This is a genomic window from Mycobacterium paraseoulense (assembly GCF_010731655.1).
Taxonomy (GTDB): Bacteria; Actinomycetota; Actinomycetes; order Mycobacteriales; family Mycobacteriaceae; genus Mycobacterium; species Mycobacterium paraseoulense.
Genome location: NZ_AP022619.1, coordinates 25,704 through 38,491, shown reverse-complemented (window position 1 = coordinate 38,491; position 12,788 = coordinate 25,704). Strand labels below are relative to the sequence as shown.

15 protein-coding genes are annotated in these 12,788 nt (G+C 69.1%); 8 read left to right on the top strand and 7 right to left on the bottom strand.

Going from position 1 to position 12,788, the window contains the following annotated elements:
• The first annotated feature begins 173 nt into the window (after positions 1 to 173).
• Both G6N51_RS00220 and G6N51_RS00215 read left to right on the top strand, forming a co-directional pair.
• The gene (locus G6N51_RS00220; RefSeq protein ID WP_083173253.1) at positions 174 to 1,298 is read left to right on the top strand and encodes an Rv2629 family ribosome hibernation factor; all 1,125 of its coding nucleotides are present in this window, start codon (positions 174 to 176) and stop codon (positions 1,296 to 1,298) included.
• A 10-nt stretch (positions 1,299 to 1,308) separates the two neighbouring features.
• Positions 1,309 to 2,628 carry a phosphoribosyltransferase family protein gene (locus G6N51_RS00215; protein ID WP_083173254.1) on the top strand — a complete coding sequence of 440 codons (1,320 nt, stop codon included), beginning with the start codon at positions 1,309 to 1,311 and terminating at the stop codon, positions 2,626 to 2,628.
• A gap of 86 nt (positions 2,629 to 2,714) precedes the next feature.
• Here the strand turns inward: G6N51_RS00215 and G6N51_RS00210 are convergent, their stop codons facing one another.
• Positions 2,715 to 3,518 carry a ribosome hibernation promotion factor gene (locus G6N51_RS00210; RefSeq protein WP_083173255.1) on the bottom strand — a complete coding sequence of 268 codons (804 nt, stop codon included), beginning with the start codon at positions 3,516 to 3,518 and terminating at the stop codon, positions 2,715 to 2,717.
• Positions 3,519 to 3,546: 28 nt separating this feature from the next.
• Positions 3,547 to 3,828 (bottom strand): DUF1876 domain-containing protein, encoded by a 282-nt coding sequence (locus tag G6N51_RS00205; RefSeq protein WP_083173256.1) that lies wholly within the window; start codon positions 3,826 to 3,828, stop codon positions 3,547 to 3,549.
• Positions 3,829 to 4,085: 257 nt separating this feature from the next.
• Here G6N51_RS00205 and G6N51_RS00200 point away from each other — a divergent pair, with 257 nt between their 5' ends.
• Entirely contained in the window at positions 4,086 to 4,733 is a 648-nt protein-coding gene (locus tag G6N51_RS00200) for a TetR/AcrR family transcriptional regulator (RefSeq protein WP_083173257.1), read from the top strand.
• Here the strand turns inward: G6N51_RS00200 and G6N51_RS00195 are convergent.
• The 5 genes from G6N51_RS00195 to G6N51_RS00175 are packed head-to-tail and all read right to left on the bottom strand — an operon-like array spanning position 4,721 to position 8,823.
• Positions 4,721 to 5,950: a lyase family protein gene (locus G6N51_RS00195; RefSeq protein WP_083173258.1), complete on the bottom strand. Its 1,230-nt coding sequence runs from the start codon at positions 5,948 to 5,950 to the stop codon at positions 4,721 to 4,723. The genes G6N51_RS00200 and G6N51_RS00195 overlap by 13 nt on opposite strands.
• Positions 5,947 to 6,570 carry a protocatechuate 3,4-dioxygenase subunit alpha gene (gene pcaG, locus G6N51_RS00190; RefSeq protein WP_083173259.1) on the bottom strand — a complete coding sequence of 208 codons (624 nt, stop codon included), beginning with the start codon at positions 6,568 to 6,570 and terminating at the stop codon, positions 5,947 to 5,949. The genes G6N51_RS00195 and pcaG overlap by 4 nt, the downstream gene beginning before the upstream one ends.
• Positions 6,563 to 7,318 carry a protocatechuate 3,4-dioxygenase subunit beta gene (pcaH, locus tag G6N51_RS00185; RefSeq protein ID WP_083173260.1) on the bottom strand — a complete coding sequence of 252 codons (756 nt, stop codon included), beginning with the start codon at positions 7,316 to 7,318 and terminating at the stop codon, positions 6,563 to 6,565. Before pcaH ends, pcaG begins: the two co-directional genes overlap by 8 nt.
• Positions 7,319 to 7,369: 51 nt before the next feature.
• Positions 7,370 to 7,855, bottom strand: a complete 486-nt coding sequence (locus tag G6N51_RS00180; RefSeq protein WP_083173261.1) for a hemerythrin domain-containing protein — start codon at positions 7,853 to 7,855, stop codon at positions 7,370 to 7,372.
• Complete coding sequence (locus tag G6N51_RS00175; protein WP_083173262.1) at positions 7,852 to 8,823, bottom strand: Rieske 2Fe-2S domain-containing protein; 972 nt, start codon at positions 8,821 to 8,823, stop codon at positions 7,852 to 7,854. The genes G6N51_RS00180 and G6N51_RS00175 overlap by 4 nt, the downstream gene beginning before the upstream one ends.
• A gap of 378 nt (positions 8,824 to 9,201) precedes the next feature.
• On the opposite strand from G6N51_RS00175, the gene G6N51_RS00170 reads away from it, so the two are divergent.
• Genes G6N51_RS00170 through G6N51_RS00150 form a run of 5 tightly spaced genes read left to right on the top strand, consistent with a single transcriptional unit; the run spans position 9,202 to position 12,757 of the window.
• A complete protein-coding gene (locus G6N51_RS00170; protein ID WP_083173293.1) occupies positions 9,202 to 10,485 on the top strand; it encodes an aromatic ring-hydroxylating dioxygenase subunit alpha in 1,284 nt (427 codons plus the stop codon).
• Entirely contained in the window at positions 10,482 to 11,021 is a 540-nt protein-coding gene (locus tag G6N51_RS00165; RefSeq protein WP_083173263.1) for a 3-phenylpropionate/cinnamic acid dioxygenase subunit beta, read from the top strand. Before G6N51_RS00170 ends, G6N51_RS00165 begins: the two co-directional genes overlap by 4 nt.
• A complete protein-coding gene (locus G6N51_RS00160) occupies positions 11,018 to 11,260 on the top strand; it encodes a dihydrodiol dehydrogenase (protein ID WP_083173264.1) in 243 nt (80 codons plus the stop codon). Before G6N51_RS00165 ends, G6N51_RS00160 begins: the two co-directional genes overlap by 4 nt.
• Positions 11,244 to 12,038, top strand: coding sequence for a 3-(cis-5,6-dihydroxycyclohexa-1,3-dien-1-yl)propanoate dehydrogenase (hcaB, locus tag G6N51_RS00155; protein WP_083173265.1), 795 nt, complete (start codon positions 11,244 to 11,246; stop codon positions 12,036 to 12,038). The genes G6N51_RS00160 and hcaB overlap by 17 nt, the downstream gene beginning before the upstream one ends.
• Positions 12,035 to 12,757, top strand: a complete 723-nt coding sequence (locus G6N51_RS00150; RefSeq protein ID WP_083173266.1) for a class II aldolase/adducin family protein — start codon at positions 12,035 to 12,037, stop codon at positions 12,755 to 12,757. Before hcaB ends, G6N51_RS00150 begins: the two co-directional genes overlap by 4 nt.
• The last annotated feature ends 31 nt before the right edge of the window (positions 12,758 to 12,788 follow it).

Genomic DNA, 12,788 nt, shown 5'->3' with positions numbered 1-12,788 from the left:
GCGGCGACGAAGTAGGGAAGAAAGTCCTCTAAACGGCCGCTCAGGTCCGGGACGCGGCCGTCGAACCGGGACCTTAGACCCGCAGTCGAGGGCCAACGACTCTCGTGGCGTCACCGTCGCGATTCATACGGTGGGGCGAACGGCAACGACGACGTAACCAGTGGAGGCACGGCATGCACTCAGATCGCCTTAAGGGGTTGGCGAAGGCGCAAGGCCCCTTCGCCTCGGTGTACTTCGACGACTCACACGACACTCTGGACGCCGCCGAGCAGCTCGAAGTGAAATGGGGCGACATCAGCAGGCAACTCGAGGATATGGGCGCGGGCGCGACGCTCCTGCGCACGCTCGAGCAGGCCGTGCTGCACCATCGGCCCGCCGTCGGTCGGCAAGGCCGCGCCGTGATCGCGACGAGCGATCGGGTGCTGGTCAACGAGCACCTGATCACCCCCCCGCCGGCCATGGTGGTGCGCCTTTCGGACTACCCGTATCTCGTGCCGTTGATCGGCATGCAGGTGCAGCACCCGACGTACGTGTTCGCCGCGGTCGATCACGCCGGGGCGGACATCCGCCTCTATCAGGGGGGTGCCGTCACCTCGAAGACCGTCGACGGCGGCGGCTACCCGGTGCATAAGCCGGTCACGGCCGGGTGGAACGGGTACGGCGACCTCCAGCACACCACCGAGGAGGCGATCCGGATGAACAGCCGCGCGGTCGCCGACGAGCTCACCAGGCTGGTAGACGAGGCGAACCCCGAAGTGGTGTTCCTTTGCGGGCAGGTGCGCTCGCTCGCGGACGTGACGGCCGAGCTGCCGGAGCGGGTGGCCGCGCGGGTCGCGCAGCTGCACGCCGCCGCCCGCAAGACCGGCATCGACCAGGACGAAATCGGCGAACTGACTGCCGCGGAGTTCGAACGCCGTCGAATCGCCAAAATCACCGGCGCCGTCGAGCGATTCGAAGCCGAACAGGGCCGTGACTCCGGGCTGGCGGCCGACGGCCTGGCGGCTGTGTGTGCGGCGCTGCGCGATGGGAACGTCGACACGCTGATCGTCGGCGACCTGGGCGACGCGACCGTGGTTACCGGCAAGGCGCTGACCACGATCGCTGCCGATGCCGATGCCCTGTCCGAGCTGGGCGAACCGGTGCAGCGGGTGGCCCGGGCCGACGAGGCTTTGCCGTTCTGCGCGATCGCGGTCGGCGCCTCCTTGGTGCGGGCCGACGACCGGATCGCGCCCGAGGCCGGGGCCGGGGCGTTGCTGCGGTATGTCGCGACCGACAGGGTCGCCGGTCGCCGATCGTAGGGAGCCCACCATGAGGCGATTCATCGACCGCGCCGACGCGGGACGCCAATTGGCTTCGCGCATGGGATATCTGCGCGGGCAGGATGTGGTGGTGCTCGGCCTGCCACGCGGCGGAGTTCCGGTGGCCTTCGAAGTCGCCAAGGCGCTGCGGGCCCCCCTCGATGTGCTGATGGTGCGCAAGCTGGGAGTGCCCTACCACCCCGAACTTGCCTTCGGCGCAGTCGGCGATGGCGGGGTGCGGGTTTACAGCGACACCGTGGTTCGCGAGGCGCGGCTCACCCACCAGGAGATGGCTGCGGTCGAGGCCCAGGAGCTGGCCGAGCTGCGACGGCGGTCGGAACGCTTCCGCGGCGCCCGCCAACCGATTCCGCTGCGCGGCCGGATCGCGCTGATCGTCGACGACGGTATCGCGACCGGCGCCACCGCGAAGGCCGCCTGCCAGGTGGCGCGCGCCGAGGGGGCCGGCCGGGTCGTGTTGGCCGTTCCCATCGCGGCAACCGGGGCCGCCCAGCAGTTCGCTCAATACGCCGACGAGGTGGTATGCGTGGAAACGCCGGTGCCGTATCTCGCCGTCGGCCAGGGATACCGTCACTTCCCCCAGACCTCGGATGACGAGGTGGTTGCCTTGCTCGAGAGCGCCCGAAACGATTTCGGAGTGCCCGCCGCCCATACCGACGATCCCCCGCTGCGCGATGAGGAAATCTGGGTGCCGGCCGGATCTGTTTCGGTGGCCGGGCACCTGACCATTCCCGAGCACCCGAAGGGCGTCGTGGTATTCGCACACGGCAGCGGCAGCAGCAGGCGCAGTCCGCGTAATCGCTTTGTCGCCGAGGTGCTCAACAACGCCGGCTTCGCCACGGTGCTCTTCGACCTGCTCACCCCCGAGGAAGAACGCAACCGCGCCAACGTATTCGACATCGCGCTGCTCGCCGGTCGCCTGGTCGACGTGACGAGCTGGCTGGCCGCGCAGCCCGACACCGCCGCATTGCCGGTCGGTTACTTCGGTGCCAGTACCGGAGCGGGCGCGGCGCTGTCCGCGGCCGCCCATCCCGGGGTCAAGGTCGCGGCGGTCGTGTCGCGCGGCGGCCGGCCCGATCTGGCCGGCGAAGCGCTGCGCTACGTCCACGCCCCGACCTTGTTGATCGTGGGCGGACGCGACGAGATGGTGCTGGCGCTCAACCGGCAGGCCCAAGCGGCGATCCCGGTCGAGTGCGAGGTCGCCGTGGTGCCGGGAGCCACCCACCTCTTCGAGGAGGCGGGCGCCCTCGCGCAGGTCGCTGTGCTCGCGCGCGAGTGGTTCATCGATCACCTCGCGCAGCTGGAGCGCTGAATCCGTTCACAAGCCCCACGATTGGGGCGGCGGTCCCGGACGGGGGGATGCCGGGACCGCCGCGGATTCAGTTGGCCTATCGGTGTTCAGCCCGCCGGTGCGATCAGACCGTAGTGTCCGTCGTAGCGGTGATAGAGCACGCTGCCACGGTCACGGGCGGTGTCAACGAAGAACAGGAATGGCAGCCCGAGCAAGCCGATCCGCTCGATGGCCTGCTCGACGTCCAGCCGCGGGGCCGGCTGCGCGCTGATGGTCAGCGGCAACTCGAACGGCGCCAACTCGTCCGCGCCGGCCGGATTGACTTGTGCCAGGCGGTATTCGGTCGGCCCTTCGCGGTAGAGCACGCTGTCCTGCCGCGTGCCCTGCTCGGTGAAGAGGTGGAAGTCGTAGTCGAGCTGTTCCATCTCCTCCGCGGCCTGCTGCACCGTGCAGGTCGGCAGGCTGTACGACTTGTGCCGCATGATTCGGCGTTCGCTTTCCGGCCGCGGGAAGTACTTCGGCCGGTGCGTCGGCTCGGTCTCGTGCCGCCATTCATGCGGACCGCGGCGGGGTATGCCGCCTCGCTTGGCTTCCCAGTGTTCGGCGGCGCGCTCCAGTTGGCGACGCAGTCGCGCCTCGAGTCGGTCGATCGCTTCCCGCGCCGTGACGCCTTCGACCTGCGCACGCACCGGCCGGCCGTTGACGTCGAGGGTCGCCTGAGCGACCACCCGGCGAGCCACCGCCGGGTCGCCGTGCTCGCTCAACCTGACGTGGGCATGCAGCACCGGCTCGTGGGTGAGGTGTCCGAGCTCACCGATCTTCGTCCGTGCGTAATCCTCGGCGCCGGGCAACTGACCGTGCGTCGTCATCTGGACATCGAGGGCGGCCGGTAGATCGGGGCGTCGTCTCATGGTCACTTTCGTATTTCGTCGCCGTCGCTCAGTGATGCAGACCCGTAACGGGTTCGTGCGTACTGGCTTGGATATCGATGGAGGTCGCAGCCAGCAGCTGGTTGGCCAGATCCGACAGCGCACGGGCGATCGCCAGCTCGTCGCCGATGGTGGCGACGGGCGGGTCGGCCGGGTCGAGTCGCGCCAGGCCAACGCCCACGAGGGTCTTGCCCGCCCAGGACAGCCGCGCCTTCGCCCGGGTCTTCTCGTCGCGCTCTTCGACCAGCACGTCGACCTGGCATTGTTTGGTGCCGTCGTCGCTCTTCGTCATCGCCCGATCCCCTCGTATTGCCGGTCGTTTCGCCGGCGCTATTGATGCGACCATTTCGCACATGGGCCGGAGTAGGGGCGGAAGTCCCGAATCGCGAGGTCGTTCGTCGGCCGCACCGCGGGGCCGGGCGAACCGTTGCGGGGAGGGCAGCAAACGTGCGGATGCCCGACGAAGAATGCGCCGACTTAATCGACATTATTGCTGGGCTTAATCAACCGTTTCGGTCGCGTATATCGGCGTGCCCAACAGTAGCGGGCGTGTCCGACCTTCCGACACAGACCAAGTACCCGCATGCCTCGCGGGGCCGTCGGTCGTCGCCTCATTCGGGCGACGACCGCGAACAGGCGATTCTGGCCACCGCCGAGCGACTGTTGCAGGAGCGGCCGCTGGCCGACTTTTCCGTGGACGACCTAGCAAAGGGCGCCGGGATTTCTCGTCCCACCTTCTACTTCTATTTCCGATCCAAGAATGCGGTGTTGCTGTCGCTGCTCGACCAGATGAACGGCAAGGCCCATGCGGCGCTCAGGTCACTCGGGGGCATCTCGTCCGGCGACCCGGCGGAGCTGTGGCGGGCGCGCATCGAGGCGTTCTTCGAGGTGTCGGGCTCTCACCCGGCGGTCGCCGTGGCCGGCGCCTCGGCGAAGGCGACCAACCCCGAGGTGCGGCAGTTGTGGTCCACGCTCATGCGGCGGTGGATCTCGCTGACCACGGCGGCCATCAAGGCCGAACGCGGCCGCGGCGCCGCCCCCGACACCATCCCGGCGGAGCAGCTGTCGGTCGCGCTCAACATGCTCAGCGAGCGGGTGATGGCCGCGACGTTCACCGCCGAGGACGAGGCGATGCCGGAGGACCGGGCGATCGACACGTTGCTGCACATCTGGCTGGCCAGCATTTATCGGCGCTGAGCGAGCGCCCGCCGGGCCCGGTCCACGCTCTCGTCGATCAGTCGGTCGACCGCGCCGAGGTAGGTCGGCGACGGTGGCTTCCCCGCCAGCTCGGCGATGGCATCTTGTTCGCCCAGAACGTCGGCCGCGTCGAGGTTGACCGACATTTGCTCGGCGTGCACTGCCAGGCCCGCGAGCAGCTCGCCGCATTGGGATCCGGCGACGACCGCGCGCCGGGCCAGCGTGCGCAACGTGTCCCATTCGGCGTGCCAGGACCCGTCGGGCCGCTCGTCGTTGGCCAGCGCCGCGGCCGTGTGCAGGGTCGCCGCCAGCTGCGGCGCGGACAGGGCGGCCCGGCGAATGAGGATGGACAACACCGGGTTTCGTTTGTGTGGCATCGACGACGAACTCCCGCGATTCTCACCGCCCGGTTCGCTCAGTTCACCGATCTCCGGGCGGGCCAGGGTGACGATGTCGGAGGCGATCCGGCCCCACGAGTCGGTGCAGCCGACGAACGCGTCGGCGGCCGCGGTGACCGGCATCCGCGCCGTGTGCCAGGGCGATCGGGGCACCAAGCCCAAAGCCGTTGCGGCGCTTTGCGTGAGACCGATGGCAACCGCGGCGGGGTCGGGGCGGCCGGTGAGCAGCGCCGCCAACTCCGTGCCGGCGGCCAATGTCCCGGCGGCCCCCCCGATCTGGATGGGGCAGACCACCGCGGCCAACCCCTCGAAGGCATCGACGACGCCGTTCAGCCAGCCGGCTACCTTCGCCCCGAACGTGGTGGGCGCCGCGTGCTGGGTGAGGGTGCGCGCCACCATGGGCGTCCCCCGGTGCAGGGCGGCGAGCTCGGTCAGCGTCGATGCCTGCCCCCGAAGCTGTGCGGTCAGCTCCCCCACGACCTCCCGCACGCCGAGCATCAGGCCGGTGTCCAGGACGTCCTGGCTGGTGAGACCGCGATGGATCCACGGCGCGACGGGCGGCGCGGCCCGCTGCCGCAGCAGGCCGACGAGGCCGATGACCGGGTTGCCGCCGTCCTCGGCGGCAACCGCCAGGGCTTCACAATCGTTGGCGGTCAACAGCATCGGCAGGTCCGCTCCGGCGCACTCGGGCGGGGCCAGACCCGCGGCGACGAGGGCGTCCAGCCAGGCGGACTCCACCGCGACCATCGATTCCAGCAGGGCCCCATCCGTCATGTGGTCTCGGGCCCGATGGTCTCCGGGCCACAACAGGTTGGTCATCGCCCACCGCCCCGGTACGCCAGGAACACGGTCTCGCGTGGACCCTGCAGGTGGATGTCGAAACGATAATCCCGGCGATCGCTTTGGGTGACGCACAGCAGGGTGGCACGGCGCTCGGCGTCGAGGCTCGCCAGCAGCGGGTCGGCGCCCGGGTCGCCGCCGGGCAGGTAGGCGCGGGTGAACAGCCGGTCCAGCAGGCCCCGCGCGAACACGGTGAGGGCGAAGAACGGCGGCCGCCCGGCGCTCGCCGCAGCGGGCGCCACGGTGGTGAAGCCGTAATGACCCGCGGCGTCGGTCGCACACCGCCCCCACCCCGTGAACGCGGCATCATCGCGATGGTGTCGACCCGCCGCGCCCGGCGCCGGCGCGGCGCTTGCGATCGACATCCGGTCGCGGCGCAGCGAACCGGCCCGTCGCGGGACGCGGCCGGCGCCGTCGGGTTGCCACAGCTCGACCAGGCCGTCGGGTACGCCTTCGCCGGCGCCGTCGTAGACCGTGCCGTGCAGGCGCAGGGCACGCGGATCGTCATCGCCGACCAGCGCGCTCGCCCCGGGATACGGCAACCCGAGGTCGAGAAATGGCCCGACCGTTTGCCCCGGGGTGCAGAGACAATCACTCATCGTCGTCCTCGAGCGGAGTTCGGGCGTCGCCGGACAGCACGATGTCCCACCGGTACCCGGTCGCATACTCCGGCTCGGTGAGGTCGTGGTCGTAGCGGGCGATCAACCGTCGGCGCGCGGCGGGGTCCAGGACCGACTGAAAGATCGGGTCCAAATCGAACAACGGGTCGCCCGGGAAGTACATCTGAGTCACCAGGCGCTGCGGGAAAGCCGTCCCGAAGACGGAGAAGTGGATGTGCGCGGGGCGCCACGCGTTGTGGTGATTGCGCCACGGGTACGGGCCGGGCTTGATGGTCACGAACCGGTACGAGCCGTCCGGCCCGGTCAGACACCGGCCGGCGCCGGTGAAGTTGGGGTCGAGCGGAGCGGGGTGCTGGTCGCGGTGGTGGCGGTAGCGGCCGCCGGCGTTGGCTTGCCAGACCTCGAGGAGCTGGCCGGCCACGGGCCTGCCCGATCCGTCGACCACCCGGCCGGCGACGATGACGCGTTCCCCCAGCGGTTGGCCCGGATGGCCGGCCGTCAGGTCGGCGTCGAGCGGGTCGACGTCCTGGTGGCCGAAGCACGGCGCCCAGCGTTCGACCTCCTCGGGATCAACCGGCACCAGCGCGTGTTCGGGATGGCGCAGGATGGTGGCGCGGTAGGGCGGGTAGTCCAGCCGGGGCTGGGCTCCCCGGCCCCGGTATCGGGCTGCGATGGCGGCGATCTCGGCCGTGATGTCACTCTGAGACGCGACACGGTCGGGGCTCATGAGCCGTGACGCTACTCTCGCCGGCCGGGCCAACCCGGCAAGTCGGCGGGGTTACAGGGAGCCCACCAGCGCCGCCCGCCCCTTGGTGCGCATCTTGTACAGGGCCGACCCGCGGTACTGCTCCATCTTCGCGGCCATCTTGTCGCCGAGCTCCTCGAGTTCGGCGTCGGTGATCTTCACCTCGGGAGGAGCGGGGATCAGGTCTCGTTCCTCCTCGTCGGCGTGGGCCTCCAGCACCGTCTTGAACGAGTTCCATTCGTCTTCGTACCCGGGCGCGCTCTGCGGGGTCTTCAGCAGCACCGAAAGCTGATCGACCACCTGACGGTGCTCGGCGTGGGCCACCGCGATCAGCTTGGTGGCGTCCTTGAGGGCCGGGTAGTACAGGTCGTCCTCGATGCGGAAGTGGATGTCGAGTTCGATCAACATCTCGTCGAAAAGGGCATGCCGCTCCTCGCTGTTCACCGGCGCCTCGCTGACCTTGCGGCCCAGCCCCTTGATCACGATGTGGTGTTCTTTCAGCACGTCGTAGGCGTTCACTTGCCTTCCCCTTCTCCGATCCCCGCCGCTGCGCCGAGCGCGGGCTCGGGTTCTGATCGAACCTCTACCATTCCGTTGACCAACCTCGCCTGATAGCACGGCAGCGGGGCCGCCGCCGGGCCACGCAGCACGTCACCCGACTCGGCCGCGAACCATGAACCGTGCCAAGGACATACGAGCCGGCCCCGGTCGACCCAGCCGTCGGCCATGGGAGCCGCCAGGTGCGGGCACAACTCCCCGAACGCCGCGACCTCTCCTGGCCTGGTCTGGCAGACCACCAGGCCCACACCGTCGACCTCGACGCGCACCGGCTTGCCGTTCAGCGAACTCGCGGGCAGCACGGGCGTCCATTCCGTGGTGCGCAGCCGCGCGCCCGACTGGTCGATGCCGATGCCGGACTCGAACACCAGCGCCCCGCCGAGGTAGCTGCCCGCGGCGGTGATGCCGTAACCCAGTGCGGTGAGGGCGATGCCGCGGCCGTGGCGGCCCCGGCGGCGATCCCACCACGACTGCGCGTAGAGCGCGGTGGCGGCCAGGTTCACCAGGCCGTGCACGGCGCCGACCCGGCGGTCGGCCTCATGGGTGTGCTGCCAATCGGTGACGCCGGTGACGGCCGAGCCGATGCTGGCCAGGATCCCCAGGCCGAGCGCGCGGGACGCGAACTTCGACGCGTCGCGCACCTCGGTGGCGGGCTGGCCCGGCAGCAGGCTGAGTACGTCGAGCGCGACGGTGGTGCCCAGCGCGCCGCTCGTCAGCGACGCCAGCGGCGGGTGAACCGGGTGGCCGAGCCACACACCGTGCAGAGCGTTGGTGACGGTGTTGCGGGCGCCGCCCAGGCCGTTGAACGCGAAGCTCAACAGGTGTTCGAACCGATAGCTCGGCCGGTCTAGCCACTCTTGACGCCCGATGGCGGACACCACTCGCGATCCGAGCTTTTGCAATCGACCATCCGATGACCCAGCGGCCATGGCACCAGTCCTTCCTCAGATGCGTCGCCAATCGGCGAAGAACGCACGCAGAATCAAACGTTTTATCCCGTGGTTACCGCGCGCTCACATGCGCAGCGGGGCTGACGTGACCACCGTATCCCGGCCTTCTGGCCACATGATTGCTAGCAACCTGTGAATTACCACAAAGCCTTCTGGTGAAAAGCTGGCCGCGGGTCGGGCCCGGTGAGGCGCCCGCACACGGCCGATTGACCGGTGCAGGGTGAATGCGGGATTCTTCTTAGCGGAAGATATCTCTGCACAACAGACAGTCGACCGTGGGACGGGGGCACCGTGACAGTCCATCTCGACGCCTGCGACGGCCGTCTCGACCGGGCCGTCGCCAACATCCGCGAGGGCATGATCCCCGCCCACATCTACAACGACCGCGAGCTGTTCGCGCTGGAGAAGGAGCGGCTGTTCGGCCGGGCATGGACGTTCGTGGGACACCGGTCCGAGATTCCCCAGGACGGTGACTACGTGGTGCGCCGCGTCCTCGACGACTCCTTCATCATCAGCAATGCGGGCGGCGAGATCCGGGCGATGTTCAACATGTGCCTGCACCGCGGCATGCAGGTGTGCCGCGCGGAGATGGGAAACGCCTCCAACTTCCGCTGCCCGTACCACGGCTGGACCTACCGCAACGACGGCCGGCTCACCGGCTTGCCGTTCCACCGGGAGGCCTACGGCGGCGACGACGGGTTCGCCAAGGACGCCCAGAACCTGCTGCCCGCACCGAAGTTCGCGAGCTACAACGGGCTGCTGTTCATCAGCATGGACGCCGACGCCGAACCGCTGGAAGACTTCCTCGGCGACTTCAGGTTCTATCTGGACTTCTACACCAAGCAGAGCGCCCGCGGCCTGGAGGTGCGGGGGCCGCAGCGCTGGCGGATCAAGGCCAACTGGAAGATCGGCGCCGAAAACTTCGCCGGCGACATGTACCACACCCCCCACACCCACGCCTCGATCGTCGACATCGGGCTGTTTCGCGAGCCGAAAGCCCAGAAGCGCAAGGACGGCGCCACCTATTGGGCAGACCGGGGCGGCGGTACCACCTACAAACTTCCGCCCGGCGGTTTCGACGAGCGGATGCGCTACGTCGGCTATCCCGACGAGATGATCGGCCGGATCAAAGACGTGTGGACGCCGCGACAGCAGCGCATGGTCGGCGAGGACGGTTTCATGATTTCGGCCGCCACCTGCTTTCCGAACCTGAGCTTCGTGCACAACTGGCCCAAGGTGCGTGACGGCCGCGACGACGAGACGTTGCCGTTCATCTCGATCCGGCTGTGGCAGCCGATCAGCGAGAACGAAACCGAGGTGTGCTCGTGGTTCGCGGTGGACGCCGCCGCTCCCCTGCAGTACAAACAGGATTCGTACAAGGCGTATCTGATGTGCTTCGGTTCGACCGGCATGTTCGAGCAAGACGACGTGGAGAACTGGGTGTCGCTGACCACCACCGCCGGAGGTGCCATGGCCCGGCGGCTGCTGCTGAACAGCCGGATGGGCCTGCGCTCCGACGGCAGCCCGGTGATCGAGCCGCTGACCGCCGAGGCGTTCCACGGGCCGGGCCGCGCACAGGTCGGTTACAACGAGCACAACCAGCGCGCGCTGCTGAACCTGTGGGCGGACTACCTCTCATGAGAAAAACGCTGACATCACTGCCATTCAACGACGATCGCCATCTTCAAGCGCACCGGTTCCTGATCGACGAGGCGTACCTGCTGGACACCCAGCACTACGACGCGTGGCTGGACACGTTGACCGAGGACATCCGCTACGTCATGCCGGTGCGGGTCACCACCGCGCGCGGTGCCGGGTTCGACGCGTCGTCCTCAAGGGGCCCGGGAATGGCCCACTTCGACGAGGACAAGTACTCGCTGAGCCAGCGGGTCGCTCGCTTCGCCACCGAGCACGCATGGACCGAGGACCCGCCGTCGCGGCTGCGCCACTTCATCACCAACGTGCGCACTTTCGCCTGCGACGACGATGCGCACCTGTTGGTTGAATCGGCCGAGCTGCTCTTCCGCAGCCGCGGGGACGTCAACGAGAGCGCGCTGCTGTCCTGCGGCCGCGAGGACCTGCTGCGCTGGTGTGACGATCGATGGAAGCTGGCTCGCCGCACGATCTTTGTCGACGAGTCCGTGTTGCGGATGCAAAATCTGGCGGTGTTCTTGTGAACGAACCAATCGTGGTGGCAAACGAATTCGCCGAAGTCGAGGTGCGGCGGGTGGACACGCGCAACGGGTCGAGGCTCCTGATCAGCGCACCCAAAACCGGGCGGTCGATCAGCCTGGACGCGCTGGAATTGGAGGCACTGACGCGGCAGAACGCCCGCACGCTGGCGACCATGGTTGGCAATTCCCACGCGCCGCTGCTACCCGATGAAACCGAGGAGGGCGATGACCGGCTGGCTTGAGGGCAAGCGTGCTCTGGTCGTCGGCGCCGGTTCGGGAATCGGCCGGGCCGTGGTGGACGTGTTTCGCGGCGAAGGTGCGAAACTCGCTGTGCTGGAACGGGATCAGGAGAAATGCGAGAGCCTGCGCCGGCAGTTGCCCGACGTTGCCGTCGTCGAGGGCGACGCGACCACCCGAGAAGCCAATGAACGAGCGGTCGGCGCCGCGATCGATGCCCACGGCGGGCTGGACACTCTGGTCAACTGCGTCGGAATCTTCGACTTCTACCGGGGCATCGGCGACATCGACGCCGATGACCTTCCTGGCGCTTTCGACGAGATGTTTCGCACCAACGTGCTGAGTCACCTGCAGTCCGTCAAGGCGGCGCTGACCCGGCTGCGGGCCGGGACGGGATCCTCCATCATCCTGACCGAGTCCGCGTCGTCGTTCTATCCCGGACGTGGTGGAGCGCTGTACGTGTCGTCGAAATTCGCCGTACGCGGCCTGGTGACCGCCCTGGCCCACGAGCTGGCGCCGCAGATCCGGGTCAACGGGGTGGCGCCCGGCGGCACGCTGGGCACCGACCTGCGCGGGCTTGCCAGCCTGGGGCTCGGCGCCGTCCGCCTCGACGACACTCCCGGCCGGTCGCGGGAGGCGGCCGCGCGCACGCCGCTGAACGTCGCGCTCACCGGGGAAGACCACGCGTGGAGTTTCGTGTTCCTGGCCTCCGACCGGGCCCGCGGCATCACCGGCGAAACCATCCGTCCCGACGGGGGATTCGGGCTGGGCGCACCGCGATGACCTCCCTCGACGAGCAACGCGCGCTGGTGGCGCAAGGCTGCCGGGTGGCCGCGGCCCGCGGCCTGGTGGACGGCATCCTCGGCCACCTGAGTCTGCGGGTCGACGACGAGCACCTGCTCGTTCGCTGCCGCAGCGACACCGACGCCGGGGTGGCGTTCACCCGCACCGGCGACATCCGGCTGGTCACCCTCGACGGCCGCGCGGGCGCCGACGGCGAACTCGACGGGTACCGCGTGCCGAACGAACTGCCCATCCACGTCGAGACGATGCTGGCCAATCCGCGGCATCGTGCCGTCGCGCACCTGCACCCGCCCGCCGTCGTCGCCGCCGACCTGGCCGGCATCGCGATCCGGCCGATCTACGGCGCCTTCGACATTCCCGGCGCGTGGCTCGCGCGCGGCGGGGTGCCCGTCTACGAACGAGCCGTGCTGATTCGCACCCCGACGCTGGGCAAGGAGATGGTGGCGGCCATGCGCGGACGGCCGGTGGTGATCTGCCGCGGGCACGGGATCACCAGCGCGGGCGCCACCGTGCAGCAGGCGGTGCTGCAGGCGATCAGCCTCGACGCCCTGGCCCGAATGTCGTTGCGGGTGAAGGGCGCCGGCGGCGCCCTACGGGACATCGACGACGCCGACTGGGACGACCTGCCCGACCTGGGGCCGTCGTTCACCGCCGAGGCCGCCTGGCGGCATGAAGTGGCACGGCTGCCGGCCGACTAAGCATGCGATCTTCCCGACCGCGGTGAGGCAG

Bases quoted from the DNA above. Each gene is read 5' to 3' on its own strand.
- G6N51_RS00220 (WP_083173253.1), top strand. From the start codon at position 174: ATGCACTCAGATCGCCTTAAGGGGTTGGCGAAGGCGCAAGGCCCCTTC.
- G6N51_RS00215 (WP_083173254.1), top strand. From the start codon at position 1,309: ATGAGGCGATTCATCGACCGCGCCGACGCGGGACGCCAATTGGCTTCG.
- G6N51_RS00210 (WP_083173255.1), bottom strand. From the start codon at position 3,518: ATGAGACGACGCCCCGATCTACCGGCCGCCCTCGATGTCCAGATGACG.
- G6N51_RS00205 (WP_083173256.1), bottom strand. From the start codon at position 3,828: ATGACGAAGAGCGACGACGGCACCAAACAATGCCAGGTCGACGTGCTG.
- G6N51_RS00195 (WP_083173258.1), bottom strand. From the start codon at position 5,950: ATGACCAACCTGTTGTGGCCCGGAGACCATCGGGCCCGAGACCACATG.
- pcaG (WP_083173259.1), bottom strand. From the start codon at position 6,570: ATGAGTGATTGTCTCTGCACCCCGGGGCAAACGGTCGGGCCATTTCTC.
- pcaH (WP_083173260.1), bottom strand. From the start codon at position 7,318: ATGAGCCCCGACCGTGTCGCGTCTCAGAGTGACATCACGGCCGAGATC.
- G6N51_RS00175 (WP_083173262.1), bottom strand. From the start codon at position 8,823: ATGGCCGCTGGGTCATCGGATGGTCGATTGCAAAAGCTCGGATCGCGA.
- G6N51_RS00170 (WP_083173293.1), top strand. From the start codon at position 9,202: ATGATCCCCGCCCACATCTACAACGACCGCGAGCTGTTCGCGCTGGAG.
- G6N51_RS00165 (WP_083173263.1), top strand. From the start codon at position 10,482: ATGAGAAAAACGCTGACATCACTGCCATTCAACGACGATCGCCATCTT.
- hcaB (WP_083173265.1), top strand. From the start codon at position 11,244: ATGACCGGCTGGCTTGAGGGCAAGCGTGCTCTGGTCGTCGGCGCCGGT.
- G6N51_RS00150 (WP_083173266.1), top strand. From the start codon at position 12,035: ATGACCTCCCTCGACGAGCAACGCGCGCTGGTGGCGCAAGGCTGCCGG.